Below are 26343 nucleotides of genomic sequence, written 5' to 3' on the forward strand. Positions count from 1 at the left end.
GATGATGCAACACGTGATGTTTCAGACTGGCTTAAATGTGAATATATGCAAGATCATGTTGGTGATACATTTACTGGTGTTATATCGACTGTAACTAACTTTGGTTTATTTGTACGTTTAGCTGACTTACACATTGAAGGCTTAGTACATATTACCTCGTTAGGCCATGACTATTATCATTTTGATGATGTACGCATGTGTTTAACAGGCGAAAATACGGGTGCTAAGTATCATATTGGCGACACGGTAGAAGTACAAGTTGCAGCGGTTAATCTTGATGAGAAAAAAATTGATTTAGCACTCGCTGGTGCTAATGCTGTTATCAAACGTGCAAAACCACAAACGAAAAGCAAAAGCTCAGATAAGCATAAACGCGGTAAACGCTCTGCAGGTCAATCAGCATCAGAAGACGCAAAAGCGAGTTTTGATGAAAAAGCTCAGCCAGCTAAAAAACCAGCTAAAGCCGGCGATAAAACTACAACAAAAGCTAAGAAGCGCAAGGCGAGAAAAAAGCGTCCAGGTAAAAATGCTCGCAAAGCCGTTGATTAACTTATTAATGGTGAAATTATAACGGATTGCTTGGCACTTATGTCGTCAGTTTACGTTGTCGCCAGTTAACCTAATAAAGCCCGTCTAGATTGTAACTTATTTAGCTGCAAAGACATGTTATACCAAGTCTTCACGAAATAAGTTGAGTTGGTAAAAAGTAACTAATAGAGAAAGAATTAAATTTATGGCAAAGCAAGAAGAGTTAGTCATTGGCATTCATGCCGTAAAAGCCTTGATGGAACACGCACCAGAAAGGTTTATCGAGTTATGGTTGCTCAAAGGTCGTGATGATGACCGTTTAATGCCTATTATTAATTTAGCGCAAGAGTACGGTATCCTTGCGCAAATGGCGAATCGTAAAGTACTTGATGATAAAAGTGAAGGTGAACAGCATCAAGGTGTTGTTGCTCGTGTTAAGCCTGGTAAAGTTTTCACTGAAGCCGACTTAGAAGACATTCTTGCAGAAGCTGAACGTAAAGAACAAGCGCCATTTTTGCTGATACTTGATGGTGTAACTGATCCTCATAACTTAGGTGCATGTTTGCGAAATGCTGATGCAGCGGGTGTACAAGCGATTATTGTTCCAAAAGATAATGCTGCGCGTTTAACCGCAACTGTTCGTAAAGTGGCAGTTGGAGCTGCTGAAAGTGTGCCATTAGTGCAAGTAACCAATTTATCAAGAACCATGAAAGCATTGCAACAAATGGGTGTATGGATTATCGGTACTGCCGGTGAAACCGATACTTGCCTATATGACGTAAAGTTATCCGGCCCAATGGCATTAGTTATGGGCGCAGAAGGTAAAGGTATGCGCCGTTTAACACGCGAAAATTGTGATCAACTGGTTAAATTACCTATGGCAGGCAGTGTGTCTAGTTTGAACGTATCGGTAGCAACGGGTATCTGTTTATTTGAGATAGTACGTCAACGAATCGTGAGTTAACGCACAAAACTAATGAAAGCAAAGTAAGCTGAAACTTATTTTATTTAAGATAGCCTAAGCTTACTCTGCATTTTTTAAAGATATCCTTAAGCATAATGCTTATTTATTCGAGTTAACGACTAAAACACTCACCTCTCCACTTCATTTATCTCTCTCCAATATAAATTTAACCATTTTTGGCTAGATTATCTGCTTAATATAATATGCCAAGTGAATGAATATTAAGTTTAAATTGCTTTAAATAAACTATATGAAGCATCTTCTTGCCTTTTTTGCTGATTTTCCCTACAATACGCGTCCTTAATTCAGCCTGAACTTTTGTTCCTTGCCTCAACTGGTGTTGGCTGAGCCAGACAATGAGGCTACAACCGTAAGGAGCTCGTAATGCGTCATTACGAAATCGTATTTATGGTTCACCCTGACCAGAGTGAACAAGTACCAGCTATGATTCAGCGTTACAGTGACATCGTCACTAATGCTGAAGGCAAAATCCACCGTCTTGAAGACTGGGGCCGTCGCCAATTAGCTTACCCAATCAATAAATTGCACAAAGCACACTATGTTTTAATTAACATTGAAGCGCCACAAGCCGTTATTGATGAATTAGAAACTTCTTTCCGTTATAACGATGTTGTTATACGTAACATGATCATGCGCACTAAAGACGCGGTTACTGAAGCTTCAGCTATGGCTGTTGCTAAAGAAGACCGTCGTGATGAGCGTCGCGAAGTGAAGAAAGACGTTACTGACGCACCAGCTACTGAAGTATCAGATGTTGAAGCACCAGCTGCCGAAGCACCAAAAGAAGAAGCTGCGAGCGAAGAATAAGTAACCTGTGACCGTTCCTCTACCTATGAATAATAGTATAGAGAATTGCTTAGTATTGACCGGACATGTGGTAAAGCCACCTAAAACGTCAACTAGCCCAGCGGGTATTCAGCACTGTCAGTTTTCAATGGACCACAAGTCTATACAAAATGAAGCAGGCATGAACAGACAAGCGTTTGTTCGAATACAAGTTGTTGCAACCGGCAAAGTGTCACAACACTTAACTCGTGATTTAATTGAAGGCTGTAATGTTAAAGTGACTGGTTTTATAAACCGTCATGAATCTAGAAACGGTAATCCGCTTTTAGTATTACATGCCCAACAAATTGAAATGATTTAATTTAGGCTATACCTATTTATCGGTGATTTTCACCTGAAGAAAGTAAGCCATTTTAGGAGAAATCCATGTCTCGTTTTTTTAGACGTCGTAAGTTCTGCCGTTTTTCGGCGGAAGGTGCTGCTGCAATCGATTATAAAGATACAGCTGTACTAAGAAACTACATCACTGAAAGTGGTAAAATTGTTCCTAGCCGTATTACTGGTACAAGTGCTAAATATCAACGTCAACTTGGTCGTGCGATCAAGCGTGCTCGTTACTTAGCATTATTACCATATACTGATTTACATAAGTAACCTAATAAGGGGTTTTGAAAATGGAAGTAATACTTCTTGATAAAATCGCCAAATTAGGCGGCCTTGGTGACAAGGTAACAGTTAAATCTGGTTACGCTCGTAACTTTTTATTACCAAAAGGCAAAGCTGTTTTTGCCTCTAAAGCAAACGTTGAGCACTTTGAAGCTCGTCGCGCTGACTTAGAGAAAAAATTAGCTGAGCAACTTAGTGCTTCTGAAGCACGTGCTGCTAAATTAACTGAATTAGCTGAAATCACTATCGCTTCTAAAGCTGGTGATGAAGGTAAATTATTCGGTTCAATTGGTACACGTGATATTGCTGATGCAATCACTGAAGCTGGTGTTGAAGTTGTTAAAGCTGAAGTACGTTTACCATTAGGTAGCATTCGTGAAACAGGTGAATTCGATATCGTAATTCACGTGCACAACGATGTAGATGCAACAATTAAAGTTGTTGTTATTGCTCAAGCTTAATCGCTGCTAGTAATCGTATGATAAAAACCTGAATTCGTCATGAATTCAGGTTTTTTTATGCAAAAAATAAAGTCGTATTATGATCAATACTTCTATTGAAAGTTAATGTTAAGGTTAATGACTCACACATTTGAAAATCAACATAGCGCTAGGTAGAACTCATAAAAGTTTTTAGCAATCTAAATAAATCCGCGTATTTATACTACACTTGAATAAATGTGGAAATTAAAATAAGAATTTCAAAATGATAAATACTAAGGAAAGTTAGAAAATGGATGCTTTGCTACGGAGTGCCAATGTTATCAAAGGTTAATCTACACGAAAAACTCACCGTTAAAACACTATTTTTTTCGATAGTCATGCTTTATATCTTAGTGTGTCTGTTTTCTATTGTGGCTGTCTATCAAACGCAAAATAGCCAGCATAATACGATAGAAGCATTAATACTTAACGATCAACAATTACTTAACTTGGCCAGTACGCCTGCTGTACCTAATAGTGTAATTGGTCGATTAGTAATGACAAATGAAACAAGCTCTCGTTTGCTACCGATAGCGAATAGTCGCTGGTACTTAAGTTTTCAGCATCCTATTTATGTGGTGTTTTCTTCTTATTTATTCTGGATATTTACTTTAGTGTTACTTTTAAATGGGGGATTGCTATATAAGAAATTTAAACAGCAACTGGTGATTAATTTTAAACCCCTAAAAGCTTTAGAAAACTGGGCTAACTTATCGATAATTCAAGGTACGTCAAGCAAAATTGATATTGACCATTCATTAAAAGAAACTTACGCGATTACGTCAGCCATCCATCAATTACAGCAGCAAATTAATGACAACATTGAAAGTGACACCGCATGGGATCAAAGTATTAGGTCAAGTGCTTTGCTTGATCAAGAAACCCGAATAGGCAACCGAGCATTTTTCGATAATAGATTACAAGCATTTCTCAAAGAAGAAGAAGTTCAAGGCGCTGTACTTTTAATCCAATTTAAAGAAATTGAACTAGTGCAAAACCTGCATGGCTATCAACAGGCTTTATCACTTTTATTAACCTTAATTCAAGTCACTAAAAATAGACTACAAGGGCAACCTAGTTATTTTCTTGCACGACATAGTGATTATGAATTATCCCTATTACTTCCCAATTTTTTTGTGCAAGAAGTTGAACAGTTAGCAGGGAGGTTAATCAAAAATTTTCAAACAGTCGTCAAACCTGTAGGAATTAGCCAAGAAGAGTTTGTTCATATTGGTATTAGCTATTTTGGTCATGATCAGGTGCCTTATCAGATAATGTCAGAGGCGGATATGGCACTGCGCTCAGCACAGTTACAAGGGCCATCGCAGTGGTTTATGTTTGAAGCTGGAGAGTTAGCAGCCGTAAAAGCAAAAGGCTCACTCAAGTGGCGAACTTTTCTTAATGCCGCGATACAAGGTAATAGGTTTGTTATTTTTTTTCAGCCTGTTATTGCGAGCGATAATGCAGAAGTTTTGCATCATGAAGTTTTATCTAAGGTTAGGGATAAAAACGGTGCTCTGATAAATGCGCGCGTTTTCTTTCCCATGGCTAAAAAGTGTGGCTTAACCGTTCAAATAGATTTACTTATTCTTGAACAGGTATGTCGTGTTTTAGCACATGAACAAGATCAGCAATACAGTTGCAGTATTAATGTTTCTATAGACTCACTACTTTCAGCAGGGTTTGCTGATAAATTTATAGCAATAGCGCAACAGTTTCCTGCGGTTAAAGATAAGCTAATGATTGAAATAAGCGAGTACCAATTAGTCAGTCATATATCTGAGTTAGCTTCGACGTTAACCACTTTACATATTGCCGGTGTGAAAATTATTGCTGATAAGGTTGGGCAATATGTAGTAAGCGCTCACTATATTAATGTATATCCAATATATGCGATGAAGTTACATCGAAGTATTGTGATAGATATAGATAAAAAAGTGGAAAACCAGGTGTTTATCCAAAGTTTAAAAAAACTAGCAGAAGCGAAAAATATGCCGGTGTATGCGTTAGGTGTTGAAAACAAGTCGGAGTGGCGAACACTGTTACAACTTGGTGTAAAAGGAGGCCAAGGACACTTTTTTACCGAACCGGTGGCGCAGGTAGCAAAGGCCATTCATCTTGGTTAAGTAAGCCACGTTCGAACATCCCTGCTAAACCTTGTAGACCACCTGTGTGTAATAATACAATTCGGTGATGCTCAGGAAAGTAACCTGACGCTATAAGGTCTAGCAGCGCTAAAATCATTTTACCTGAATATATCGGCTCAAAGTCTATGCCAACTATATGACTAAAAGCACGAATTCTGTCAGCATCAATTTGGCTGAATTTGGCATACCCTCCTCGGTGAAATTCATGTGCTATGCGCCAATTACTACTTTGCTTTATTTGATTAGGTAATAATGAAAGCACCGCTTGCTCTAAATAATGTTGTTGTTTTAGAACAGCAATCCCTAGTAAGTTGTGTTTACATTTGTCACCCATTATAAGGCCAGCAAGGGTTCCGCCACTGCCAACGGGTGTCATAAGTGTATCAAACTCACTTTGCTGGCTTAGCTCTTCAATAACTTCACTGACACCACATAGCGCCAATGCATTACTTCCCCCTTCAGGGATAATAAAATGATCTGGGTATTGTTGCTGCAATTGCTTTAAGTAAGTTTCATCATCTCGCATGCGATAGGTCTTTCGGTCAACAAATTTTAATTGCATGTTCCAATGTTTTGCCCACGCTAAAGTGTAATTATTCTGACTACTTTCCTCGCCTCGTATAATGCCAATAACAGGTAAGCCATGGTCAAAACAGGCAAATGCACAAGCATGAATATGATTGGAAAAACAGCCTCCAAAAGTAATAACGCCTTTAGCGCCAATAGATTTAGCGTGCAGTATGTTGTGTTTTAATTTACGCCATTTATTACCTGAAATAATATTATGAATAAGATCGTCACGTTTAATTTGTACATTTAATTTATGTTGAGTAAAAACTGGATGAGTAATCGTTTGTAAAACTGAGAAAGTAGACATAAGTTTTGTAACTCAAAATAATGAAGTAATTAAAACACTTGCACCGAAAAGAGAATCAGCGATAATGGCTTTATGGTCAAAGATAACTAAGATAATAATATCGCTTAATGACAATTATTACACGGATCAAAAATATTTTCTCATCAGTGAAATCAACTGAATTAATTGGTGTCGCTTTACGACAGCATTCAATTAGCTATTTTGCTAAAAAAAGCAATGGCATTAAGAGTAAGGTTGTTGAAAACAAAGGTAATTCAGTCGTTAATGCGCTGAAAAAATTACTGAGTACTCAATCGTTTTCAGGCCAATGTCAATTGGTGCTAACACATGCCCATTCACAAATAGTTCAAGTAGATAAACCCAAAGTACCAGACGCTGAAATGAATGCAGCATTAAAATGGCAAATTAAAGACCTGGTCAGTATTTCACCGGAAAATATGATTTTAGATTATTTTGATGGTCCAACACTTGCCGGTGGACATGAAAAAATTAACGTTGTATGTGTCCCTAAAAATGACTTGATTGAATTGGTAGCAACCATTAGCGGTGAAAACTTAAGCATTGGCTGTATTACTACTGAAGAATTTGCTTTTGCCAGTTTACTCCCCATACAACAAGATGCCGTTTTACTCGTTTGCCAACAACCTAATGAAGAAATAAACCTGTTAATTGTTAAGAACGGACAGCTTTTCTTTAGTCGACGCTTACGCGGTTTTGCTCAAATTGCCACTAAAACTGAAGACGAATTAAGCATGGGTGTTATAGACGCTTTAAGCTTAGAAATTCAACGCTCTACCGACTACTTTGAACGACAATTAAAGCAAGCTCCTATTAAAGCGATTGAAATTTTACTGCCCGTTGAACAAGAAGCTTTTTTAGCACGTAAATTGGCAGAGAACACCAATGTAGAAGTTAAGTTGTTTGCTATGGCTACTTCGCTTGAAAACTTTCGAGGTAGTGCTGTAGCTGTTGGGGCTACACAGTTAAACTTTATGGAGCCAAATTAAAATGGCTAAACATTCAATCAACTTATTGCAGGCTGGCCTGTTACCAACAAAAGCGTTATGGTCACTAAATCGTGTTGTCGCAGTATGGGGTATAACTTTGGTGGTAATGCTCGGCATAATATTTATTGTTCAATTGCAGGTCAATAATGTTAAAGCTGAGTTTGAAAGCGTTAATTCAATCAATACTGCTAAAACAACAGAATTAAAGAGTTTAGAGTCTGCTATTAGTAATAATCGTCAAGATTCTAAATTACTCGCACAGCTAAATACAATTAAGCTTGTGATTGCCAATAAAGAGCATTTACATAAGCAGTTAACCGATCCAACAAAAACCTATAGTGCTGGCTTTTCAAGTGCGATGATAGAGTTAGCTGCATTACATGACAAAAATATTAGTTTACAAAGAGTTAGTATTGGCAATGGGAATATGACCTTTTCGGGAATTGCTAGAACACCAGATGCAGTTCCTCATTGGCTTTCTGGCTTTGAATCATCAACATTCCTTTCAGGCAAACGCTTTATTAATTTTTCTTTAACTGAAAATGAGCAAAAACTAACTGAGTTCGTTGTTAGCTCTGCACCAACTAAAGGAGAGTAGAGTTATGTCGCAGTGGTTAACTTATAGTGAAAAATTCAATAATACGACACCTCGAGAGCAGTATTTAATTATAGCGTCAGGCTTAGTGGCCATCGTTTTTATTTTATATAGTTTATTTTTAGATGAGCCTATTCAAAACATTGAACATTTAAGTGACCAAGTAACTATAGCCAAACAAGATAACGAAAATAAAAGCAATTCTATTCAAATTTTAGAGCAGGCGTTGCGTGAAGACCCAAATATTGCCTTACAAAAAGAGTTATCTCAATATCAGGCTAAGCTGGGAGATGTTGACGAAAAATTACTTGAATTAACCTCAGACTTAATTGACCCCATTCAAATGCGTTACGCCTTGATCAAATTACTCAAATTACAAAAGGGCGTTAAATTACTTTCATTTGAAGTGATGCCGGCAACGCCTGTAACTGAAAACAAAGCTGAAGCCGATAAAACGGATGAAAAAGATAGCATAACGTCAGTTAACGCCAGTCCTAAAAAGTCGCCGCCGAAGCAATTACGTTTATATCGACATGGGATAAAAATTAAGCTTCAAGGTCAATATTTTGAATTAAAAGATTACTTAACCCAATTAGAAAGTTTATCTTGGAAGTTTTTTTGGCAAGAATTTGATTATCAATTAAAAACGTATCCAGTGAGCGAACTTGAAATTGAAATCTATAGTTTAAGCACATCACAGGAGTTTATCGGTGTATAAAGTCATGTTCGTTTTATGCTTACTATTTGTGTCCAACTATGTAAATAGTCAGCAAACTGATCCAACCAGACCTTTTGGCGCGATAGCATCCGCCAATAGCAATGAAAAAAGTACCACTTTAGTTTTACAGTCAATTATCGAAAGCAATAATAAAAGAAAAGCAATTATCAATGGCCAGGTACTTAATGTTGGTGATAAATACAATGGCTTTAACTTGATTACAATTAGTAAGAATGGGGTGGTGTTAGATTCACCACAGGGTAGAATGGAATTATCATTATTTTCAGGTGTAATAGCGAACTCAAAATGAATAAAAAAATTACAAATAAAAAGCACCAAATGAAATTATTATGCTGCTCAGCGGTTATCGCACTCGTAGGTTGTCAGTCAGCGCCGAAACCACCAACGGATGTAACACAAGCATTAGATAAAGCCATTGCGCAAGCGGAACAACCAACCGCACCTAAGCCACTGCAAGCTTTACCAAACTCTGTTCGCCAAGAGCTTATGCAAAAAGAAATTCAACAAGCTCGTCATGGCCTATTGGCAGAAAAACGTTTAGAAATAGCAGCTAGCGGTGTGGCAGCAGATCAATTTTTTGCTGCAATAGTCGATGACTCGCCATACAGTATCGCCGTGCACCCAGAGGTAAGCGGCAACATCACACTGAATTTGAAAAATGTCACCCTAGATGAAACACTCGACGTAGTTGAATCACTTTATGGATATGATATTCGTCGAGAAGGGCGTGTAATTCAAGTTTATCCCGCAGGTATTCGTACTGAAACTATTCCTTTAGATTACTTGTACGTAAAACGCCGTGGTATTTCTAGTACCAGTATAAATTCAGGCGGTGTTTCTGAAAATGATCCAAACAGTAGTAACTCTAGCAACAATAACAACAGTAACAACAACAATAATAATAGTGGCGGCAGTAGCAACGGACAAAATGGCAACAGTAATCAAAGCAGTAGTAGTGGTGTAAACATTTACACCGAAAATGAGTCGGACTTTTGGACTGAATTAAAAGAAACACTTACCGCCTTAGTTGGCGATGAGAATGGCCGCTCTGTTATTGTTTCTCCTCAAGCAGGCCTAGTAACTATTAAGGCGCTACCTGGTGAAATAGCCGCTGTTAAACGCTTTATTGAAAGCACCGAAGAGCACCTACGTCGTCAAGTTATTATTGAAGCGAAAATTATGGAAGTCACCTTAAATGATGATTACCAGCAAGGTGTTAAGTGGGACCAAGTATTAGGACACATTGAAAGTACAGATATTGGTTTTTCTACAACCGGTAATATTATTGGTAATACTATCTCTTCTGCAGTGGGCGGTGTTACAAGTTTGAGCTTTTTAAATAAAGACTTCAGCGGTGTGATCGACTTATTATCCACGCAGGGCAATGTTCAAGTACTTTCTAGCCCAAGAATTACGGCGACAAATAATCAAAAAGCTATTATTAAAGTGGGTGAAGATGAATATTTCGTTACCGATGTTTCTAGCACTACCACTACCGGCACCTCAACCACCACCACGCCAGAAATTGATTTGACCCCTTTCTTCTCTGGTATAGCCTTAGATGTAACGCCGCAAATTGATGCAAATGGTGAAGTTATTTTACACATTCACCCTTCAGTGACGATAACGGATGAGCAAACTAAAACTATTAGATTAAGCGACCAAGATATTATATTGCCACTAGCACAAAGTAGCGTCAGAGAGTCGGATACTATTATTCGCGCAAGATCAGGCGAAATTGTGGTTATTGGCGGTCTGATAGAAACACGCAAAGTTGATATAGAGTCTAAAACACCTTTCTTCGGTGATATTCCTATTATGGGGGCATTGTTTAAGAGCAAGAGTGAATCTGTTCAAAAGAAAGAACTCGTTATTTTGCTGAAGCCTGTTGTGATTGGCCATGATACTTGGAAAAATCAGTTACAAGATGCACGTGCATTGTTAAAGCAGTGGTTTCCAGAAGATGCAGATGCAAGCACAAGCAATAATTAAGTTGTAACTTATGTATTTGTACCATTTTGGTTTAAGGGAACTCCCATTTACCCTGACCCCAAATACCAGTTTTTATTTGGGGTTAGAGTCTCACAATGAGGCTCTTGCGGTACTACTTACAGCGTTAAAAACAGGTGAAGGTTTTATCAAGGTTGTCGGTGAAGTCGGCACGGGTAAAACCTTGTTGTGTCGAAAGTTACTGAATGAAATTCCAGAGCACTTTGTCACTGCTTATATTCCAAATCCGTATTTGAAACCTGATGAATTACGACGTGCGGTAGCGGTTGAGTTAGGTGTAAAACAAGCCCAAAGCATGTCACTACAACTGCTAACTCAACGTATTCAGCAAAGATTATTGGAATTACATATTAGAGGTCATTCTGTTGTGCTAATTCTTGATGAAGCACAAGCTTTACCTTCTGAAAGCCTTGAAGCATTAAGGTTGTTTACTAATCTTGAAACTGAAACTCGAAAATTATTACAAGTGGTTTTATTTGCTCAACCAGAATTAGATGAAAGATTAGCCGAAAAAGCGTTTAGGCAGTTAAAACAACGCATCACATTTTCTTATAAACTACGTGCAATGAACGCTCGTGAAGTTGATTATTATATTCAACATAGATTACAAGTTGCTGGTCATAAGGGCGTTAATTTATTTAGCCATTCATTAGCCCATAAAGTCGCTAAAATCAGTGGTGGTATCCCTAGATTGGTTAATATTATTTGTCATAAAATGTTAATGCTGGGCTATGGTCAAGGTAGTTATGTATTGACCAAAAAGCATTTAAATTCTGCAATACAAGATACCGAAGGTTTGCAACTAAGCTCGTCGAAAAAGGTTTATTTATTTAGCCTATTGCTCGTTGCAATTTTTGTGGGTTTATACTTTTCATGGGATATTTTTGGGTTGCTAGTATGAGTGTAATAAACCAAATGTTAAAGGACTTAGACAAACGTCAAAGCGAACAACAAGATAATGCTAACGTTTCTGTGCCGGTAACAGTGAAAAATTCAACAACAAAAATTATACTGATTACTGTTGCTGTTATTGTAATCATAAATATTATTGGTATGTTCGGCTGGCAACTTTACAGTGAGAACACACAATTAAAATTACAGGCACAACAAAAAAAGGCATTTACTGTTCAGCCTAATACGACAATAGCCAAGCCAAATGTTGACACTAACGTTAATAAAGAGCCGGTACTTAAGCCTTCAAATCAGACAAAAACAACTGAGTCTGTAGTTGAAAGAAATCACAGTATACAAGTGATACCCGATACCATAGCAACTGAGATTAGTGACAAAAGTAATACCTTTGTCACTAAAAGCTCAAGCGAAGTAGCAAATGTAAATAACTCAAATAACTCAAATTATTTAGAAGCCAAGATACTAGAAAAAGATGACACGGTTGTTATTGTCGCACCGCTTGAGACAATTAAAAAAGCTGTTCAACCTGAAAGCTTGAGTGTATCGATGCCAGTTAAAGTTAAATCAAGCTTAACCATTTCACGTACACAATTATCACCAAAAGCGTTAGCAGCCAATAAAATTTCTCAAGCTGAAAAAGCAATGGAACGCAATGATATTGCTAAAGCTGAGTCGTTATTTGAAGAAATATTAATGGTAATGCCAACTCATGAAACCGCGCGTAAACAACTTGCCGCTTTGTGGTACGGAAAAAAATATTATCAAGATGCAATTAACTTGTTGTCGCAAGGTATTGCCTTAGAGCCGCAAGCAGAGGAAATGCGCTTGATGAGTGCTAGGATTTACTATGAACAAGGTCAAGCAAGACCCGCATATAACATTTTAAAGCCGGTAAGTCGTAGTAATAGTTCAGAAGTACAAACGTTGTTAGCTAATGTGTCTGCAGAGTTAAACGAACACGAAGATGCCATTTTTGCATATCGCCAACTGATATCACTGCAACCAGAAGTTGGTCGATGGTGGTTAGGTGTAGCAGTTTCATTAGATAGTCTTGGAAAGTTTGTACCTGCAAGAGATGCATACAAACAATCTATAGCACGTAATAATTTATCAACAAGTGCGATGCAATTTGCTCAACAGCGCCTGATAGAGTTAGGAGAATAATATGGCAGCACCTAAATTAAAAATGCGTTTGGGCGATTTACTTGTTCACGAACACATTATTAGTAATGAACAACTTATGCAGGCGTTAAATAGCCAAAAAACCAGTGGTAGAAAGCTTGGCGATACCTTAATTGAGTTAGGGCATATTAGTGAACGTCAATTGTTAGAGTTTTTTGCCCAACAACTTGATGTACCATTTTTAGATATAAGCCAGCGCAGAATTTCTTCTGAAGTTGCTTTGTTATTACCTGAAGTTCACGCACGACGTTTGCGCGCTATTATTATTGAAGACCAAGGCGACTCTGTACTCATTGGTATGAGTGATCCGGCAGATTTAAGTGCACTCGATCAGCTTGAACAGATGTTAGCGCCAAAACGTTTGAAACTTGCGGTTGTAATGGAATCGCAGCTTTTTAATGCCTTTGATGGTTTATATCGTCGTACTGCGGATATTGAATCTTTTGCTAGTCAACTTGAAGAAGAATACGATCAAAGTAGCGACTTTGATTTATCAAATAACTTTCTAGAAGAAGGCGGAGATGCAACGGTTGGGAAGTTATTACAATCAGTCTTCGAAGATGCTGTGCAAATGCGTGCATCTGATGTTCACATTGAACCAGATGAAAAAGCCTTACGTATTCGACAACGTATTGATGGTGTTTTACAAGAAAATATTTTAAAAGAGAATAAAATTGCCTCAGCGATGGTTTTACGCTTAAAACTGATGGCAGGTTTAGATATATCTGAGAAACGTTTACCTCAAGATGGCCGGTTTAACTTGAAAATCAATGGTCATAATATTGATGTTCGTATGTCTACAATGCCCGTGCAATACGGTGAGTCTGTGGTTATGCGTTTGCTTGATCAGTCAGCAGGTTTATTGTCGTTAGACGAAACGGGTATGCCTGAACATTTTGTGAAACGTATTCGTCATCAAATATCACGTCCACACGGCATGGTGTTAGTTACAGGTCCTACCGGTAGTGGTAAAACAACCACCTTATATGCAGCATTAAGTGAACTTAATAAATCAACTAAGAAAATTATTACAGTTGAAGACCCTGTAGAGTATCGTTTACCACGAGTTAATCAGGTACAAATTAACAGTAAAATTAACCTCACCTTTTCTAGTGTTTTACGTACCGCTTTACGACAAGATCCAGACATTTTGATGGTAGGTGAAATGCGAGACAAAGAAACCGTAGAAATAGGTTTGCGAGGCGCATTAACCGGTCACTTAGTGTTATCAACGCTACATACAAATGACGCAATTACCAGTGCTTTACGTCTATTAGATATGGGCGCAGCAGGTTTCTTAGTCGGGAGTTCATTGCGAGCAATTATTGCCCAACGATTGGTGCGTAAAGTGTGTGATAGCTGTCGCCAAGTTTATCAACCTGATGATCAAGAGTTGATGTGGTTATCAAATTTAGTTGATGAAGATGTTAAAGCAATTGAATTCAGTCATGGACGCGGTTGTCAAACATGTCAATACAGTGGTTATAAAGGCCGTATTGGTGTTTTTGAGTTATTAGAAATGAATGAGCCGATGATGGCCGCTTTAAAACGTGACGATACCGAGGCTTTCACTCAAGCCGCTAAACAGCATCCTGAATTTAGACCTTTAGCATTAGCAGCATTTGACTATGCTAAGCTAGGAGTTACCAGTGTTGAAGAAGTACTTAGGTTAGTAGAAACAATTGACGTCACAGGATAAGCAATAACATTATGCCAGCATTTAATTATATTGGGCGAGATGCCAGCGGTACCCAAGTTAAAGGCGCTATTGAAGCGGCAGACTCTACTATGGTTGCCGAGCAATTATCTCGTAAGCGCATTATTCCAATATCAATTGAAAGCGCCAGTAAAGCAACAGATGCTGTGGCTTCTCAAAATATCGACTTAAACGATCTGCTTGGCTTTAATCAAGTAACACTTGATGATTTAATCGTTTTTTGTCGACAAATGTATGCTCTAGTTAAGTCAGGTGTGCCTATTTTAAGAGCCATTAAAGGTATGGCTGAATCGAGTACTTCAGTGAAGCTAAAGTCAGCATTAAATGACATTTCTTCACAGTTAGAAGGCGGTTTTCCGCTTTCAACTACCTTGCATAAACACCCGAAAATATTCACGCCTTTATTTGTCTCTTTGGTTCATGTGGGTGAAAACACGGGTAACCTTGATGATGCATTTTTAAAGCTTGCAGGCTATTTTGAGCGTGAACAAGAAACCCGTAAACGCATAAAAACAGCATTGCGCTACCCTAGTTTTGTTTTAATTGCGTTAGTTGCTGCTTTAGTTATTTTGAATATTTTTGTTATTCCAACTTTTGCTAATATGTTTAGCAAATTGGGCGCTGATTTACCTTGGGCGACAAAAATGTTGATTGGTAGCTCAAACTTTTTTCTAGATTATTGGCCTCATATGCTGATTGCTAGTGTTGTTGGTTATTTCTCTTTAAGAAACTACTTGAGAACACCTTCTGGTATGTACTTATGGGATAAAAGAAAATTAAAACTACCCGTTGTAGGCGGGGTAATAGAGCGCTCTATTTTGTCACGTTTTGCTCATAGCTTTGCTATTATCTTAAGGGCAGGTGTGCCAATGACCTCAGGATTGTCGCTTGTTGCTGATGCTGTCGATAATACCTATATGCGAGAAAAAATCATGGCCATGCGAGGCAGTATTGAAAGTGGTGAAAGTTTATTGCGCTCAGCGGTTACCAGTACATTATTCACCCCGTTAGTACTGCAAATGATTGCGGTTGGTGAAGAAACAGGCCGTGTAGATGAGTTGTTAGCAGAAGTTGGTGATTATTATGAACGAGAAGTTGATTATGAACTCAGTACATTAACCGCCAGAATTGAACCTATCATGATTGCGATTGTGGCCGCTATGGTGCTTGTGTTAGCGCTGGGTATATTTAGCCCAATGTGGAATATGATGTCAGCATTTCAAGGTAAATAGTTATGTTTAATTCTTGTGGGAAAATATCATGACATCGCTACAAGTGGCCGAAAAAAGTGAGAAGTCGTTAACTGAAACGCTTGTTGTTGTGGTTTTAGTCGCTTCGTTAATGGCGAGTTTTATCTTTTATTTTTTTAAACAACAAGAGCAGTTAACACATGCTGGTTTTGAAACGTTAGCGCAAGTATTTTCAGCCAGAATTAATGGAATTCGTGCGCAATGGTTCATGGATCAAAAGCCTAATTACATCATAATTGAGAGTAGTAATATTCAGCCTGATGGAAGTCGTATGATAAAGGTGCCGATGAACAAAAAAGGCTGGATAGAGCCAGAAAATGAGCTATTGGTATGTCAGCAAATTTGGCAATTTGTTATGGAAGCACCTTTATTATATATGAAGCAACCTATTGGCGCTGTTTTGGTTGAACATAAAAATGAAGTTGTGCAATACTGTCAATACAGCTTGCCTAGTGGTGAATATTTCATTTATTATCAAAGTATTGGGAAAGTTAGTGAGGTTAAAATGGCATATTGAATTTCTCTGACCATAGAGTATTTTGCTATGTTAAGCTTTTAAGATGAAATAAAGTGACTAAGTAAGTGACTTCACTAGTATTTCGTTGTTAGAATCAAATTAATATAATTGTTAAGGGGTTGTTATGAATAAGCAGTCAGGTTTTACCCTCATAGAATTAGTTATTGTTGTGGTGATTTTAGGTTTTTTAGCGGTTACCGCTATTCCTAAGTTCCTCGATCTAACTGATCAAGCAAAGCAAGCTAACATTGAAGGCATGGCAGGTGGTTTTGCAACTGCAGTTTCATTAGCCCGAGCACAATGGGAGGCTGAAGGTCGCCCAAAGGATTCAAATAGTCAAAATTCGGTAGATTATGATGGTTCGATATTGGTTCTTACAACGGAAGCTACCGGTGTTCGTCCAGGGTATGTTGTATCTTCAGTTGCGGGTGGTGGCACTGGCGCTACATTAGGCGGTGACTTTACTTCAGCCAACTGTATTGATATTTGGCAAAATATTTTTCAACAACCACCTCGTATCACTAACGCTATAGCAACGTTGAATAGTGATAGTAGCATAGATTACTTATCTGCTAAATCAGGTACAGGCGCAACAACACTATGTCACTTTTATTTAAAGGAAACATTGAATAAAACCGGTAATAACTTTACTGACCCAGGCACAGCAACTACCACTGGTAATAGTTTTACTTACCAACCTGCAGATAGTTCGGTCGTTGTTTATATTAACAATAATTAATTTTTTAAAATAAAGGTTTACGTTATGAAGAAGTTAACAAGTAATAATTTTAGTACTCAAAAAGGTTTTACTTTAATAGAATTAGTCGTTGTGATCGTAATTTTAGGTATTCTTGCTGCAACAGCTGCGCCAAAATTTATCGATTTAACCGGTGATGCTAGACGTTCAGTTATGGAAGGTGTTCAAGGTAGCATTAATAGTGCGGTTAATTTAGCGCACGCAAAAGCGCTAGTTAGTAACCAAACGGGAGCTACAGGCTCAATTACAATTGGTTCTTTAAGTTATGCAATGGTGAATGGTTACCCCGCGGCACTTGCTAACAGCACTGACGGTTTAGGTGTTGGTAGCCTTCTTGAGCTAGATACTGATTCAGACATTGAGTTTACAGATGCCGCTCCATCTGTATTTACCCATAAAGGCACTGCAACGGGTGATGTTTGTACAATATCTTACGCTAACGCAGCAGGCTCAGAAACACCACCAGTAATTACAGCAACACTTACTGATTGTTAGAGTTTTAACTAATACTTAAAGGAGAGCTATGCTCTCCTTTTTTTTGCGCTAATGATTAGTAAAGTAAATGTCAGCCATTAATTGATACTTCCTGAATAAATTTTCCACATAGAAAAATGGAATATATTTTTAGATTAATTATGTCAATTAGATTAAGCTAACAACATAGTATTTATTGGTAAAGTTAAGCTAATTTAGCGTTACAGTAATTTAATTAAAGCAGTTAAAGGTACGTAGTATGAATTCCAAAGGGTTTACCTTAATCGAGTTAATTGTTGTTATCGTCATATTAGGCATTTTGGCTGCTACCGCAGTACCTAAGTTCATTAATTTGAAAGCGGAAGCGCAAACCGCGACATTGCAGGGCGTAAAAGCCAGTATGCAGGGTGCTGCTGCATTGGTTCATAGCAAGTCTTTGGTTAAAGGTAATCAAAAAGAAGTTGATAGTACTATTAACTTAGGTGATGGTGCTGGCTTTAGTAACGATGGGGAGTTTTTTATAACCTATGGTTATCCATTTGCGAATGAAAGTGAGTGGAAGCGTATAATAGATTTAGACGATAACTTTATTTATCTAGAGATAGGAAGTAGCTCAACAAGATCTTTAGTGATATATCGTAAAGACTCACCCGCCCCAACAAACTTTAACTCACCATGCATTTTGTATTATAGAGCTGCCGAAAACGAAAACTCTAGACCTGAATTTATTCTGAATAAGTGTATTTAAAGTTCAAAGGCTGAGCGAGGAAACAATATTGATTAATAAAAAGTCGTTAGCATACTTGCCTCGGCAGAGAAGCTTTGGGTTTACATTAATAGAACTAATTATTGTGATAATTATACTGGGTATTCTCTCAGTAACAGTAGTACCTAAGTTTTTTACGGCTAAAGGCTATTCTGAATACACTTATCGCTCAGATGCAATTGCAAAGTTGCGTTTGATACAAACTAAAGCTATGCAACAAACTAATAGTGATTATTGCCATAGGGTGTTAGTAACTACAACACAGTTAGGTACACCTGATAATTGTGGAATATCACCAAGTTTTACCTCACCATGGCAACAAAGTGCTTCAAAATTACAAATAGATATTAACGATAATATTACATTCATTACTAACTTTTCCGGCAATAGTTTTTTATTCGATAATATGGGGCGACCTTCTTGTAGCACACCTTGTGTAATCACCATTAAAGGTGAACAAAGTATAAGCATTCAAATTGAATCTGAGGGCTATATTCATGCTATCTAAGCAAAATAGCTATGCATTACAAGTCTCTCTAACAAAAGCTGGACAACAAGGTTTTACTTTAATTGAAACCATTGTTGGTATTGTAGTGTTGTCTATCGCTTTTTCAATATTTACAACGTTAATTTATCCTTTAGCTAACCAAAGCGCTGAGCAAGTACATCAAATTAAAGCAGCAGAGCTTGGCCAGTCAATGATTAACGAAATCTTGGGTAAAGCCTTTGATGAAAATTCAGAAATGTCAGGCGGCTTTTATCGATGCGGTGAAGACCAAAATAATGATGGTGAAATTAAGTCGAGTGATGGCGAAACATGTTCGACAGTTTTAGCTAATGAAGAGGGGGCTGAGAGAGAGTTATTTGATGATGTAGATGATTATAATGGCTTATCAATCATTGAAAGCTCGTTAGGAGATACTGATTCATTAGTTGATATGTATGTCGGTTATCAAGTTAATGTCACTGTTATTAACGATAGTGACTATGATGGTGATAATGATGGTGCGGATAATAACTATACTGCTAAGCTTATTACTGTAACGATAACAACTCCACAAGATTTTAAATTTGTTTTTTCAGTTTATCGAGTAAATTTCTGATGCCACAGCTACGACGATATCAACAAGGCTTTACTTTGGTAGAGTTAGTAACGGTCATAGTGATTTTAGGTGTGCTAGCGACTAGTATTACTTCATTTTTACGTTTTGGTACTAAAAGTTATACTGACGCTGCCGATCGTGAGGCATTAATATCTACGGCAAGATTTGTTGTGGAACGGTTAAATCGTGAAGTAAGACATGCACTACCCAATAGCATTCGTACCATTGGAGATAATAATCAATGCTTAGAGTTTGTTCCAATAGATAAAAGCGCCATCTATTTGGATATTCCTGTAGCACCTGAAGCACCTAGTAATAGTGTTAAAGTGGTTATGTTAGAAGACTTACTTAAAGCAACAACCAAATATGTGTCGGTTTATGCTCTAAATAGTAACGATATATATGCTACTTCATCAGGGGTGATCGAAACTTTTGCTTCAGTAAATAACTCAAGAGACAAACAAGTACCTTCAACAATTAACTTTGCAAGTAATATACTTTTTAACACCGAGTCACCTACTAGTCGTTTATACTTTATAGAACCACCAGTTAGTTATTGTGTTGAAAGTAAATCAATTTTCCGTTATCAAGGTTACGGTTTTGGTAATTACGTGAGTAGTGGATTGCCCAGCGTGAGTGCAACAACATCTCGTGTATTAATGGCCGAGAATATTGCTAATTACTCAACTTCTGACAATGTTGCCCCTTTTAGAACCTTTCCTGCAACCTTACAAAGAAATGGGCTAGCACTTACTAGGTTTAAGTTTGCTCGTAACTTAGAGGAGGTTGCATTTAATAATGAGATACAAGTGCCGAATGTCCCGTGAAGGAAAGCTTACCTTAGCGACTAAGTGCTCAAATATTACCCTAAAAAAATCTAAGCAGAAGGGGAGTGCATTAGTTATCGCTATTTTTATTATTATCGTATTGTCTGCATTGGGAGCGGCTTTAGTGAAGATGCTGGACTCAAGTCAAGAGGGAGTAGCCTATGAGGTTTTAGGTACTCGTGCTTATACTGCAGCGCAGAGTGGCTTGCAATGGCAGTTATCTGAAGTTTTTCCGTTAAACAGTGGTGCTATCGCATGTAAAAGCCAAACAGCCATTAACAGTAGAACCCCTACTTTTAATAATACACAGGGCTTAGCTCAATGTATTATTAACGTTACTTGTACTGACTTTGAACTAGATAGTATCCGTTATTACACCATCACAAGTTCAGGCGAGTGTGCTCTTGATGGCGAAGTAACTTCGAGAAAAGTTGCTGTCGAAGCACGTAGCTTATAACAGGCTAAAGCACACAAATAAAATTTCGCCATTTTCAGTATAACTGTTGGTTTTTTTTACACTCTTGCGATTGAATAATACAACAATATTTTAATAGTACTGATTTAAAAGGTTTTTTATGTTTTGGCGCGAAGATTGCATTCTTTAGGTTTAGTTGCATTACTTACTGCTGTTTTTCATTAGTTGAGGTTTTATAATGATCAAGTATTCATTCAAATTAATTACCATTTTATTCTTATTAGTTACTAGTTCTGCATTTGCAGGATATATAGAGACTGATCTTACCGAAGACACATATATAACTTATGGTGGCTATGATTGGACCTGGGCATCACCAGTAAATACTAGCGTATACAAAAGTACTGATTTTTCTCAGAGCTATGAAAATATATTTAAAGACGCGGATTCACGCACTGGCTGGATGACATTTATAAGTGGTAGTGACTTAGATAATATCTTTCGAGAGCTTACTTTAGTTGATTTTACCAATAATGGAAGAATTATACATTCAGCGCAATATTGGAATTCATTTTTTACTGAGGTCGACTCTAACAATTTTCATAGACGAAAAGGCGTAAAGTTGGGAGATAGTGCATCTGTTTTTAATGATTACGAAACATTCTATGTTCGTTCGTCAGTAGCACAAGCTCCTGCTGTTGTTCCTGAACCAACAACATTATTTATATTCGGCGCAGGCCTTTTAGGTTTTGCACTTCGTAAGCGAAAAATAAAGTAACTTAACAACACATGTACCAAACCCGCTAACTGCGGGTTTTTTTTACGCTATGATTTAATCAACACTTCGATTGTTTAACAGATACTCTATAAAAATAAAGTATCGGTTCTGTCTAATCTATTGTTAATTCGATAAAATTACGGTTAACTAACTAGGTAAAGCTTTATCATTCCTGACTTTATAAACTGTGGTAGGATTGTATAAACAATATATAGTAGTTTTTGTAAATAAAAACAGTAGCGTAAAGGTCGGTATTATGAGTTTTTCAAAGTGGTTCATTACTTTCATTATCACTGTTATTTCAGTTTATTCTAACCCACTTTTGGCTGCACTATGCCCAGCTGTATTCCCCGATGTTATTGCCACTCACGGCAATAAAGAAAAAAATAGTAACATTACTTTTGGTCGAGCAGCACAAGTCAAAAACAACCCTGATACAGTATTAACCACTCGCGCAATACAGTTCACGGCTACACCTCTTCTTCCTACTTGTGATAGTGCTGAGTGTTCTGCATCTAATAGTTCTTCGGCGTTATCGGAGCCTGAGTTTGATAATAATAAAAGTTCACAAGATGTTACCGTTACTGACGGCGGTTCAATTACTTTTGGTCTTTTAGGTGTTAATGAATATCGTGAAGTAAACATCAATATCATTGACACAAATGCCGATCCCAAACCTGTCCCCAATTTTGCGACATTAAATTTTGGTAACGATTTCGACACTTACCATTTTAAAAAATTTAATTTAGGGGTTAATACCACGCTAAATCTCATGGCTGGTAAAAGTTACTTTTTTGAAGAAATGACAATTCAGGAAGCCACAACAATAAATGTTGTAGGCCAGGGTACAGCGATAGTTTACATTAAAAAAAAGCTGACTTTTCCCGCAGATACACAAGTTAACTCACCCATTAAGGCCAGTGGTGACGTAACTAAATTAGTGATGCATGTTGATGATGATCTTATACTTAAAAGTGGTGTGACTTTTTCTGGGGCGCTTTACGCCAAAGATATTACTTTTACCGCGGCAAGCTTTTTATACGGTGTTTCAGCAGGCGAGAAAGTTATTATCGAAGAGGGGTCGTTACTTACTTACGATGCTAGAGTTTTTGATGCTGAGTTTGGTCGAGTTTGTGGACCAGAAGATAATACAGTTGCCCCCATTGCAAACTATAAGTTCGACGAAAAAGAATATGCTGATGTAAACGGAGAAGTTAAAGATAGTATCGGATCATTTCACGGCAGGGCTAAATTTTCTCAACCTGTGGAGGGGAAGGTTTGTCGGGCAATCGATTTGTCGACCACAGGTACAAGTGATTACGTAGTACTTGATGAAGCGGTTTTAGATGGACGCACTGAATTCAGTATTTCACTCTGGGCTAAAACTGCAAAAACAGGCTCGCAAAGTATACTTTCAGGCGCAACTTCAGGCAGTCACAATGAACTGCTTATGTGGTTTACGAATGCCACAAGCTTTAGACCTTATTTGCAAGATCAACAAAATGGCTCCTTATCTATTTCATCTATTGCCGGCGACACTTGGCGTCATTTAGTTTGGACACAAGGCAATGATAAAAGTTGTTTGTTTATCGATAAAGTTGCACAAGGGTGTTTAAACCAAACCACAACAAGAGTTGATATTACGAGTTTGATTCTAGGACAAGAGCAAGATAGTGTTGGAGGCAGGTTTTCGGCTTCTCAGGCCTTTAATGGCTTATTAGACGAAATAGTGATATTTGACCAAGTCATTGAGCAGAGCCAAATTGATCAAATATATGAATATCAGAACAATGGCTTGGGCCTTGATGGTGAACCTATCTCTTGTGGTGCTAACTTACTGCTTCAGTACTCAATGGAGGAAGCATCATGGAATGGTAATGCAGGCGAAGTGATTGATGAAACAGGAAACTTTAATACTCAAGGTATCAATGGCGTCACTACCGCTAAAAGCACACCAGCGTTAACGGGAAATCCTGGTACTTGTGGTTATGGTAACTTCGATGGTTTTGATGATTACATTCAGATTGATGATGACCCTAAATTAGATTTACAAAAAGAGCTAAGTATTAGCGTTTGGATTAACCCCAAATCGCTACCTACCACAGGTTTGAAAACGATTATTTCTAAAGACGAAAATTATGAGTTTCATTTGAATCCTGCTGGTGAGATTAATTGGTGGTGGCAAACACAATCGTTTTCGACTTCTGGAGCAGGTATTACTCCAGGCAATTGGTATCACGTTGCTATAACCTACGAAAGTGGTAAACAAGTGATATATATTAATGGTGTTGAAAAAGGTTCTAGAACGTTCACCGGAGACTTGATTTTAAACAACGACCCCTTGCAGATTGGTCAAGATCAAGGTATCGCGACTCGATTTTTTTCCGGCTTTATTGATGAAGTTCACCTCTTCGATGGTGCACTCTCGGCAGATGAAATTAATACTATTTATAACAAACGTCACGCATGTGCTGAACCCATTATTCATCATTATGAAATAGTGCATGACGGAAACGGCTTAACTTGTGCTGCTGAAGCCATTACCATTAAAGCTTGTACCAATAGTGACTGTACAATTGAAAGTACAGAGTCTGTAAGCTTAAACTTTAATATTACTAGTCCAACAACTGGCACTACAACAAAAGCTACCCCCACCTTCACGGGGAGTACAATTGTTAGTTTAAGTTATACCACCCCAGAAACTATCACTTTATCGATTGATGACGCTAGCATAGCAGCAAGCAATAGCGTTGAGTGTTCTGGTTTTGGTGCTAGTTGTGAAATGACCTTTGCTGATGCAGGTTTTAGATTTCTTTATGATGACACTAATAGTGAAACGATAGGTCATCAAACTGCCGCGGTAAACTTTAAAGAAGTATTAAAGTTACAAGCGGTTAAAAGTAATAACGGTGTTTGTGAAGGTGTTTTTAGCGGTAATGTGACTATTGGTTTGTCTCAACAAAATATGACACCAGACTTGGCTTTTAATGCCGGTTTAGCATTTCAATCCGGTGGTGTTGATATCGCAAAACATCCGCAGTTTACAGACAATGTTACCTTAGATTTTGGTAATGATAGTATTGCAATTATCCCTTCGCCAACCTACTTAGATGCGGGTAAAATTCGCTTAAATGCTAGGTACGCTAGTGGCGATATTGCTATTGTTGGTAGCTCTAATGATTTTTGGGTAAAGCCAGCAAGCTTTGAAATTACGGCCACGCATTTAAGTACGGTATTAAATGGCAGTACTGCGTTAAGTACCACAACGCATAAAGCCGGAGATAATTTCAATTTTAGCGTTAAGGCACTTAATTTTTCCGGCCAAACAACACAAAATTATAGACAATCTGACGGACAATTACAGCTCAAAGTATCTCGTGCAGCACCGGTATTAAATACTACCGTAGATGGGATATTTACCTATTCTGCAGGTCAGAATCGTACTACTTCAACCAATGCTAACTTTCAGGACGCTACTTTAACTAGCTTTACCGAGGGCGAAAAAGGCGTGTCAGCTTTTAATGCTGCGAAATATAATGAAGTTGGAATTATTAATGTAGATATCCAAGATGTTAATTATGGTGGTCTAGGCAATACAGATGGCTTAGTGTCAGCTCAGGATGTAACCATTGGACGCTTTACCCCTGCTTATTTTAAACAAAGTGTTAACGAAGATCATGGAGGGAAGCTAGATGGTTTCCATAGTTCACTTGGCAGTTGCGCTATTTCTGATTGGGCATATACAGGACAAAGAACAAATGATGACAAAGGCACAATTTCATACAGTATTGAGCCTAAAATAACTATTACGGCCTATAATTCGCACAATGAAATAACCAAAAACTATACCTTGGGTGAGCCTGAAAACTTTATGAAGTTGGTTGCTAGTGGTGTTGATATTACCGCCCCTACGAATGACGCTACACAACAAGTTGTGGGCAGTCTTACTGGTAATACTGTTACCATAACTTCGGGGATGGAAACCGGCACTTTAAGCGCTAGTATTGATGACGAAGGCGAATTTGTTGCAGGCGATTGGCTTTACACATTTTCTAATAACGACCATTTTAGTTATGATCATAACGATACGAGTTTATTAGTGCCTTTTGATGCAAAAATTCCGTTAGTTACTGCACAGGTTGAAGACAGTGACGGGATCTTATTAAGTAATGACACAGATGCAACAGAAGAGTTACTGATAGACGGTGTAGAAATTCGTTTTGCTCGCATGGTGCTTGAAAACTCTTACGGCTCAGAAAAAACTAAGTTACGAGCACCGTTAAATATTGAAGTTTATGATGGCGCTAATTTTATCACTCATACCGATGAATCTTGTTTGTCGACACTTATAGGTGACAAAAAAGCTGGAGCTAAATATTCTGGCAATATGAACCTATGGGATTACCGTTTAATCGACATTGATACCGATGCTATTCAGGTTGGTGATACCTCAGCAAATGTTTCAGGTATTTTTGACCAAGGAATTCAGACACAGTTAGTGTTTAGCAGTCCAGATAAGCAAGGTATGCTTGAATGGGAATATGAAGTACCTAACTGGTTCAAATTTAAATGGAATGATGTAGATGCAGATAATGATGGTAATTTTTATGATGATAACCCTAGTGCTTTATTAAGCTTCGGAATTTATCGAGGAAACGATCGAATTATATCATGGCGAGAAGTCGCTAATTAGGTATGAATGTTGAGTCTTTTGGGCATATCAGCATTTGTTTTCGCACATAAATCAAACCTTGGCTTAATCAATAGCAAAATATCTTAAAATTTAGTGAAATTTTTGTCATTGTAATAACACAAGTACTATA

The 26343-nt window shown here is 37.7% G+C and carries 27 protein-coding genes; 26 read left to right on the forward strand and 1 reads right to left on the reverse strand.

What is annotated here, in order from left to right:
* The 7 genes from H4J50_RS00005 to H4J50_RS00035 form a co-directional block, all read left to right on the forward strand.
* A partial coding sequence (locus H4J50_RS00005; protein WP_182253676.1) for a S1 RNA-binding domain-containing protein occupies positions 1 to 549 on the forward strand: 549 nt, incomplete at its 5' end.
* 184 nt (positions 550 to 733) lie between these two features.
* Entirely contained in the window at positions 734 to 1492 is a 759-nt protein-coding gene (rlmB, locus tag H4J50_RS00010; protein ID WP_182253678.1) for a 23S rRNA (guanosine(2251)-2'-O)-methyltransferase RlmB, read from the forward strand.
* 384 nt (positions 1493 to 1876) lie between these two features.
* The gene (gene rpsF, locus H4J50_RS00015; protein WP_182253680.1) at positions 1877 to 2320 is read left to right on the forward strand and encodes a 30S ribosomal protein S6; all 444 of its coding nucleotides are present in this window, start codon (positions 1877 to 1879) and stop codon (positions 2318 to 2320) included.
* A 7-nt stretch (positions 2321 to 2327) separates the two neighbouring features.
* Positions 2328 to 2660, forward strand: a complete 333-nt coding sequence (gene priB / locus H4J50_RS00020) for a primosomal replication protein N (protein ID WP_404842728.1) — start codon at positions 2328 to 2330, stop codon at positions 2658 to 2660.
* Positions 2661 to 2725: 65 nt separating this feature from the next.
* Positions 2726 to 2953 carry a 30S ribosomal protein S18 gene (gene rpsR / locus H4J50_RS00025; protein WP_085330283.1) on the forward strand — a complete coding sequence of 76 codons (228 nt, stop codon included), beginning with the start codon at positions 2726 to 2728 and terminating at the stop codon, positions 2951 to 2953.
* 20 nt (positions 2954 to 2973) lie between these two features.
* On the forward strand, positions 2974 to 3426 hold the full coding sequence (rplI, locus tag H4J50_RS00030) for a 50S ribosomal protein L9 (protein WP_081150055.1): 453 nt from the start codon (positions 2974 to 2976) through the stop codon (positions 3424 to 3426).
* A gap of 296 nt (positions 3427 to 3722) precedes the next feature.
* Positions 3723 to 5573, forward strand: a complete 1851-nt coding sequence (locus tag H4J50_RS00035) for an EAL domain-containing protein (RefSeq protein WP_182253682.1) — start codon at positions 3723 to 3725, stop codon at positions 5571 to 5573.
* Here H4J50_RS00035 and H4J50_RS00040 read toward each other — a convergent pair.
* Positions 5527 to 6471 (reverse strand): 1-aminocyclopropane-1-carboxylate deaminase/D-cysteine desulfhydrase, encoded by a 945-nt coding sequence (locus tag H4J50_RS00040; protein WP_108457320.1) that lies wholly within the window; start codon positions 6469 to 6471, stop codon positions 5527 to 5529. The genes H4J50_RS00035 and H4J50_RS00040 overlap by 47 nt on opposite strands.
* A 107-nt stretch (positions 6472 to 6578) precedes the next feature.
* Between H4J50_RS00040 and H4J50_RS00045 the strand changes: the two genes are divergently transcribed.
* The 19 genes from H4J50_RS00045 to H4J50_RS00135 all read left to right on the forward strand — a co-directional run bounded on the left by H4J50_RS00045 (position 6579) and on the right by H4J50_RS00135 (position 26213).
* Positions 6579 to 7478, forward strand: a complete 900-nt coding sequence (locus H4J50_RS00045; RefSeq protein WP_182253684.1) for an MSHA biogenesis protein MshI — start codon at positions 6579 to 6581, stop codon at positions 7476 to 7478.
* A gap of 1 nt (position 7479) precedes the next feature.
* Complete coding sequence (locus H4J50_RS00050) at positions 7480 to 8076, forward strand: PilN domain-containing protein (protein ID WP_182253686.1); 597 nt, start codon at positions 7480 to 7482, stop codon at positions 8074 to 8076.
* A 4-nt stretch (positions 8077 to 8080) separates the two neighbouring features.
* Positions 8081 to 8791, forward strand: coding sequence for a hypothetical protein (locus tag H4J50_RS00055; RefSeq protein ID WP_108457317.1), 711 nt, complete (start codon positions 8081 to 8083; stop codon positions 8789 to 8791).
* Positions 8784 to 9101 (forward strand): MSHA biogenesis protein MshK, encoded by a 318-nt coding sequence (locus H4J50_RS00060; protein WP_108457316.1) that lies wholly within the window; start codon positions 8784 to 8786, stop codon positions 9099 to 9101. Before H4J50_RS00055 ends, H4J50_RS00060 begins: the two co-directional genes overlap by 8 nt.
* Positions 9098 to 10804, forward strand: coding sequence for a pilus (MSHA type) biogenesis protein MshL (mshL, locus tag H4J50_RS00065; RefSeq protein WP_259366119.1), 1707 nt, complete (start codon positions 9098 to 9100; stop codon positions 10802 to 10804). The genes H4J50_RS00060 and mshL overlap by 4 nt, the downstream gene beginning before the upstream one ends.
* A 10-nt stretch (positions 10805 to 10814) precedes the next feature.
* Positions 10815 to 11723 (forward strand): ExeA family protein, encoded by a 909-nt coding sequence (locus H4J50_RS00070; RefSeq protein ID WP_108457314.1) that lies wholly within the window; start codon positions 10815 to 10817, stop codon positions 11721 to 11723.
* On the forward strand, positions 11720 to 12898 hold the full coding sequence (locus tag H4J50_RS00075) for a lipopolysaccharide assembly protein LapB (protein ID WP_182253688.1): 1179 nt from the start codon (positions 11720 to 11722) through the stop codon (positions 12896 to 12898). Before H4J50_RS00070 ends, H4J50_RS00075 begins: the two co-directional genes overlap by 4 nt.
* A gap of 1 nt (position 12899) precedes the next feature.
* Positions 12900 to 14615: a GspE/PulE family protein gene (locus H4J50_RS00080; protein ID WP_108457312.1), complete on the forward strand. Its 1716-nt coding sequence runs from the start codon at positions 12900 to 12902 to the stop codon at positions 14613 to 14615.
* An 11-nt stretch (positions 14616 to 14626) separates the two neighbouring features.
* Positions 14627 to 15865, forward strand: coding sequence for a type II secretion system F family protein (locus H4J50_RS00085; protein ID WP_182253690.1), 1239 nt, complete (start codon positions 14627 to 14629; stop codon positions 15863 to 15865).
* Positions 15866 to 15893: 28 nt separating this feature from the next.
* The gene (locus H4J50_RS00090; RefSeq protein WP_108457310.1) at positions 15894 to 16400 is read left to right on the forward strand and encodes a hypothetical protein; all 507 of its coding nucleotides are present in this window, start codon (positions 15894 to 15896) and stop codon (positions 16398 to 16400) included.
* Between the two features lie 124 nt (positions 16401 to 16524).
* Positions 16525 to 17139 carry a type II secretion system protein gene (locus H4J50_RS19785; RefSeq protein ID WP_108457309.1) on the forward strand — a complete coding sequence of 205 codons (615 nt, stop codon included), beginning with the start codon at positions 16525 to 16527 and terminating at the stop codon, positions 17137 to 17139.
* A 24-nt stretch (positions 17140 to 17163) separates the two neighbouring features.
* Entirely contained in the window at positions 17164 to 17652 is a 489-nt protein-coding gene (locus H4J50_RS19790; RefSeq protein ID WP_182253692.1) for a prepilin-type N-terminal cleavage/methylation domain-containing protein, read from the forward strand.
* A gap of 238 nt (positions 17653 to 17890) precedes the next feature.
* Positions 17891 to 18379 carry a prepilin-type N-terminal cleavage/methylation domain-containing protein gene (locus H4J50_RS19795; RefSeq protein WP_182253694.1) on the forward strand — a complete coding sequence of 163 codons (489 nt, stop codon included), beginning with the start codon at positions 17891 to 17893 and terminating at the stop codon, positions 18377 to 18379.
* A gap of 55 nt (positions 18380 to 18434) precedes the next feature.
* Complete coding sequence (locus tag H4J50_RS19800) at positions 18435 to 18905, forward strand: prepilin-type N-terminal cleavage/methylation domain-containing protein (RefSeq protein WP_182253787.1); 471 nt, start codon at positions 18435 to 18437, stop codon at positions 18903 to 18905.
* Complete coding sequence (locus tag H4J50_RS00115) at positions 18895 to 19500, forward strand: prepilin-type N-terminal cleavage/methylation domain-containing protein (RefSeq protein ID WP_182253696.1); 606 nt, start codon at positions 18895 to 18897, stop codon at positions 19498 to 19500. Before H4J50_RS19800 ends, H4J50_RS00115 begins: the two co-directional genes overlap by 11 nt.
* On the forward strand, positions 19500 to 20327 hold the full coding sequence (locus H4J50_RS00120; RefSeq protein WP_182253698.1) for a type II secretion system protein: 828 nt from the start codon (positions 19500 to 19502) through the stop codon (positions 20325 to 20327). Before H4J50_RS00115 ends, H4J50_RS00120 begins: the two co-directional genes overlap by 1 nt.
* The gene (locus tag H4J50_RS00125) at positions 20317 to 20784 is read left to right on the forward strand and encodes a pilus assembly PilX N-terminal domain-containing protein (protein ID WP_182253700.1); all 468 of its coding nucleotides are present in this window, start codon (positions 20317 to 20319) and stop codon (positions 20782 to 20784) included. Before H4J50_RS00120 ends, H4J50_RS00125 begins: the two co-directional genes overlap by 11 nt.
* A 196-nt stretch (positions 20785 to 20980) precedes the next feature.
* Positions 20981 to 21520: a PEP-CTERM sorting domain-containing protein gene (locus tag H4J50_RS00130; RefSeq protein ID WP_182253702.1), complete on the forward strand. Its 540-nt coding sequence runs from the start codon at positions 20981 to 20983 to the stop codon at positions 21518 to 21520.
* Between the two features lie 256 nt (positions 21521 to 21776).
* On the forward strand, positions 21777 to 26213 hold the full coding sequence (locus tag H4J50_RS00135; RefSeq protein ID WP_182253704.1) for a DUF6701 domain-containing protein: 4437 nt from the start codon (positions 21777 to 21779) through the stop codon (positions 26211 to 26213).
* Positions 26214 to 26343: the final 130 nt, after the last annotated feature.

The organism is Colwellia sp. 6M3 (genome assembly GCF_014077595.1).
Classification (GTDB): Bacteria; Pseudomonadota; Gammaproteobacteria; order Enterobacterales; family Alteromonadaceae; genus Cognaticolwellia.

Excerpts from the sequence above, each read along its gene's own strand:
- H4J50_RS00085 (WP_182253690.1), top strand. The coding sequence starts at position 14,627 with ATGCCAGCATTTAATTATATTGGGCGAGATGCCAGCGGTACCCAAGTT.
- rlmB (WP_182253678.1), top strand. The coding sequence starts at position 734 with ATGGCAAAGCAAGAAGAGTTAGTCATTGGCATTCATGCCGTAAAAGCC.
- H4J50_RS00090 (WP_108457310.1), top strand. The coding sequence starts at position 15,894 with ATGACATCGCTACAAGTGGCCGAAAAAAGTGAGAAGTCGTTAACTGAA.
- H4J50_RS19795 (WP_182253694.1), top strand. The coding sequence starts at position 17,891 with ATGAATTCCAAAGGGTTTACCTTAATCGAGTTAATTGTTGTTATCGTC.
- H4J50_RS19790 (WP_182253692.1), top strand. The coding sequence starts at position 17,164 with ATGAAGAAGTTAACAAGTAATAATTTTAGTACTCAAAAAGGTTTTACT.
- H4J50_RS00040 (WP_108457320.1), bottom strand. The coding sequence starts at position 6,471 with ATGTCTACTTTCTCAGTTTTACAAACGATTACTCATCCAGTTTTTACT.
- H4J50_RS00130 (WP_182253702.1), top strand. The coding sequence starts at position 20,981 with ATGATCAAGTATTCATTCAAATTAATTACCATTTTATTCTTATTAGTT.
- H4J50_RS00045 (WP_182253684.1), top strand. The coding sequence starts at position 6,579 with ATGACAATTATTACACGGATCAAAAATATTTTCTCATCAGTGAAATCA.
- H4J50_RS00115 (WP_182253696.1), top strand. The coding sequence starts at position 18,895 with ATGCTATCTAAGCAAAATAGCTATGCATTACAAGTCTCTCTAACAAAA.
- H4J50_RS00055 (WP_108457317.1), top strand. The coding sequence starts at position 8,081 with ATGTCGCAGTGGTTAACTTATAGTGAAAAATTCAATAATACGACACCT.
- H4J50_RS00035 (WP_182253682.1), top strand. The coding sequence starts at position 3,723 with ATGTTATCAAAGGTTAATCTACACGAAAAACTCACCGTTAAAACACTA.
- H4J50_RS00075 (WP_182253688.1), top strand. The coding sequence starts at position 11,720 with ATGAGTGTAATAAACCAAATGTTAAAGGACTTAGACAAACGTCAAAGC.
- H4J50_RS00070 (WP_108457314.1), top strand. The coding sequence starts at position 10,815 with ATGTATTTGTACCATTTTGGTTTAAGGGAACTCCCATTTACCCTGACC.
- H4J50_RS00120 (WP_182253698.1), top strand. The coding sequence starts at position 19,500 with ATGCCACAGCTACGACGATATCAACAAGGCTTTACTTTGGTAGAGTTA.
- rpsF (WP_182253680.1), top strand. The coding sequence starts at position 1,877 with ATGCGTCATTACGAAATCGTATTTATGGTTCACCCTGACCAGAGTGAA.
- H4J50_RS19785 (WP_108457309.1), top strand. The coding sequence starts at position 16,525 with ATGAATAAGCAGTCAGGTTTTACCCTCATAGAATTAGTTATTGTTGTG.
- H4J50_RS00135 (WP_182253704.1), top strand. The coding sequence starts at position 21,777 with ATGAGTTTTTCAAAGTGGTTCATTACTTTCATTATCACTGTTATTTCA.
- H4J50_RS00080 (WP_108457312.1), top strand. The coding sequence starts at position 12,900 with ATGGCAGCACCTAAATTAAAAATGCGTTTGGGCGATTTACTTGTTCAC.
- H4J50_RS00050 (WP_182253686.1), top strand. The coding sequence starts at position 7,480 with ATGGCTAAACATTCAATCAACTTATTGCAGGCTGGCCTGTTACCAACA.
- H4J50_RS00125 (WP_182253700.1), top strand. The coding sequence starts at position 20,317 with ATGTCCCGTGAAGGAAAGCTTACCTTAGCGACTAAGTGCTCAAATATT.
- rplI (WP_081150055.1), top strand. The coding sequence starts at position 2,974 with ATGGAAGTAATACTTCTTGATAAAATCGCCAAATTAGGCGGCCTTGGT.
- mshL (WP_259366119.1), top strand. The coding sequence starts at position 9,098 with ATGAATAAAAAAATTACAAATAAAAAGCACCAAATGAAATTATTATGC.
- rpsR (WP_085330283.1), top strand. The coding sequence starts at position 2,726 with ATGTCTCGTTTTTTTAGACGTCGTAAGTTCTGCCGTTTTTCGGCGGAA.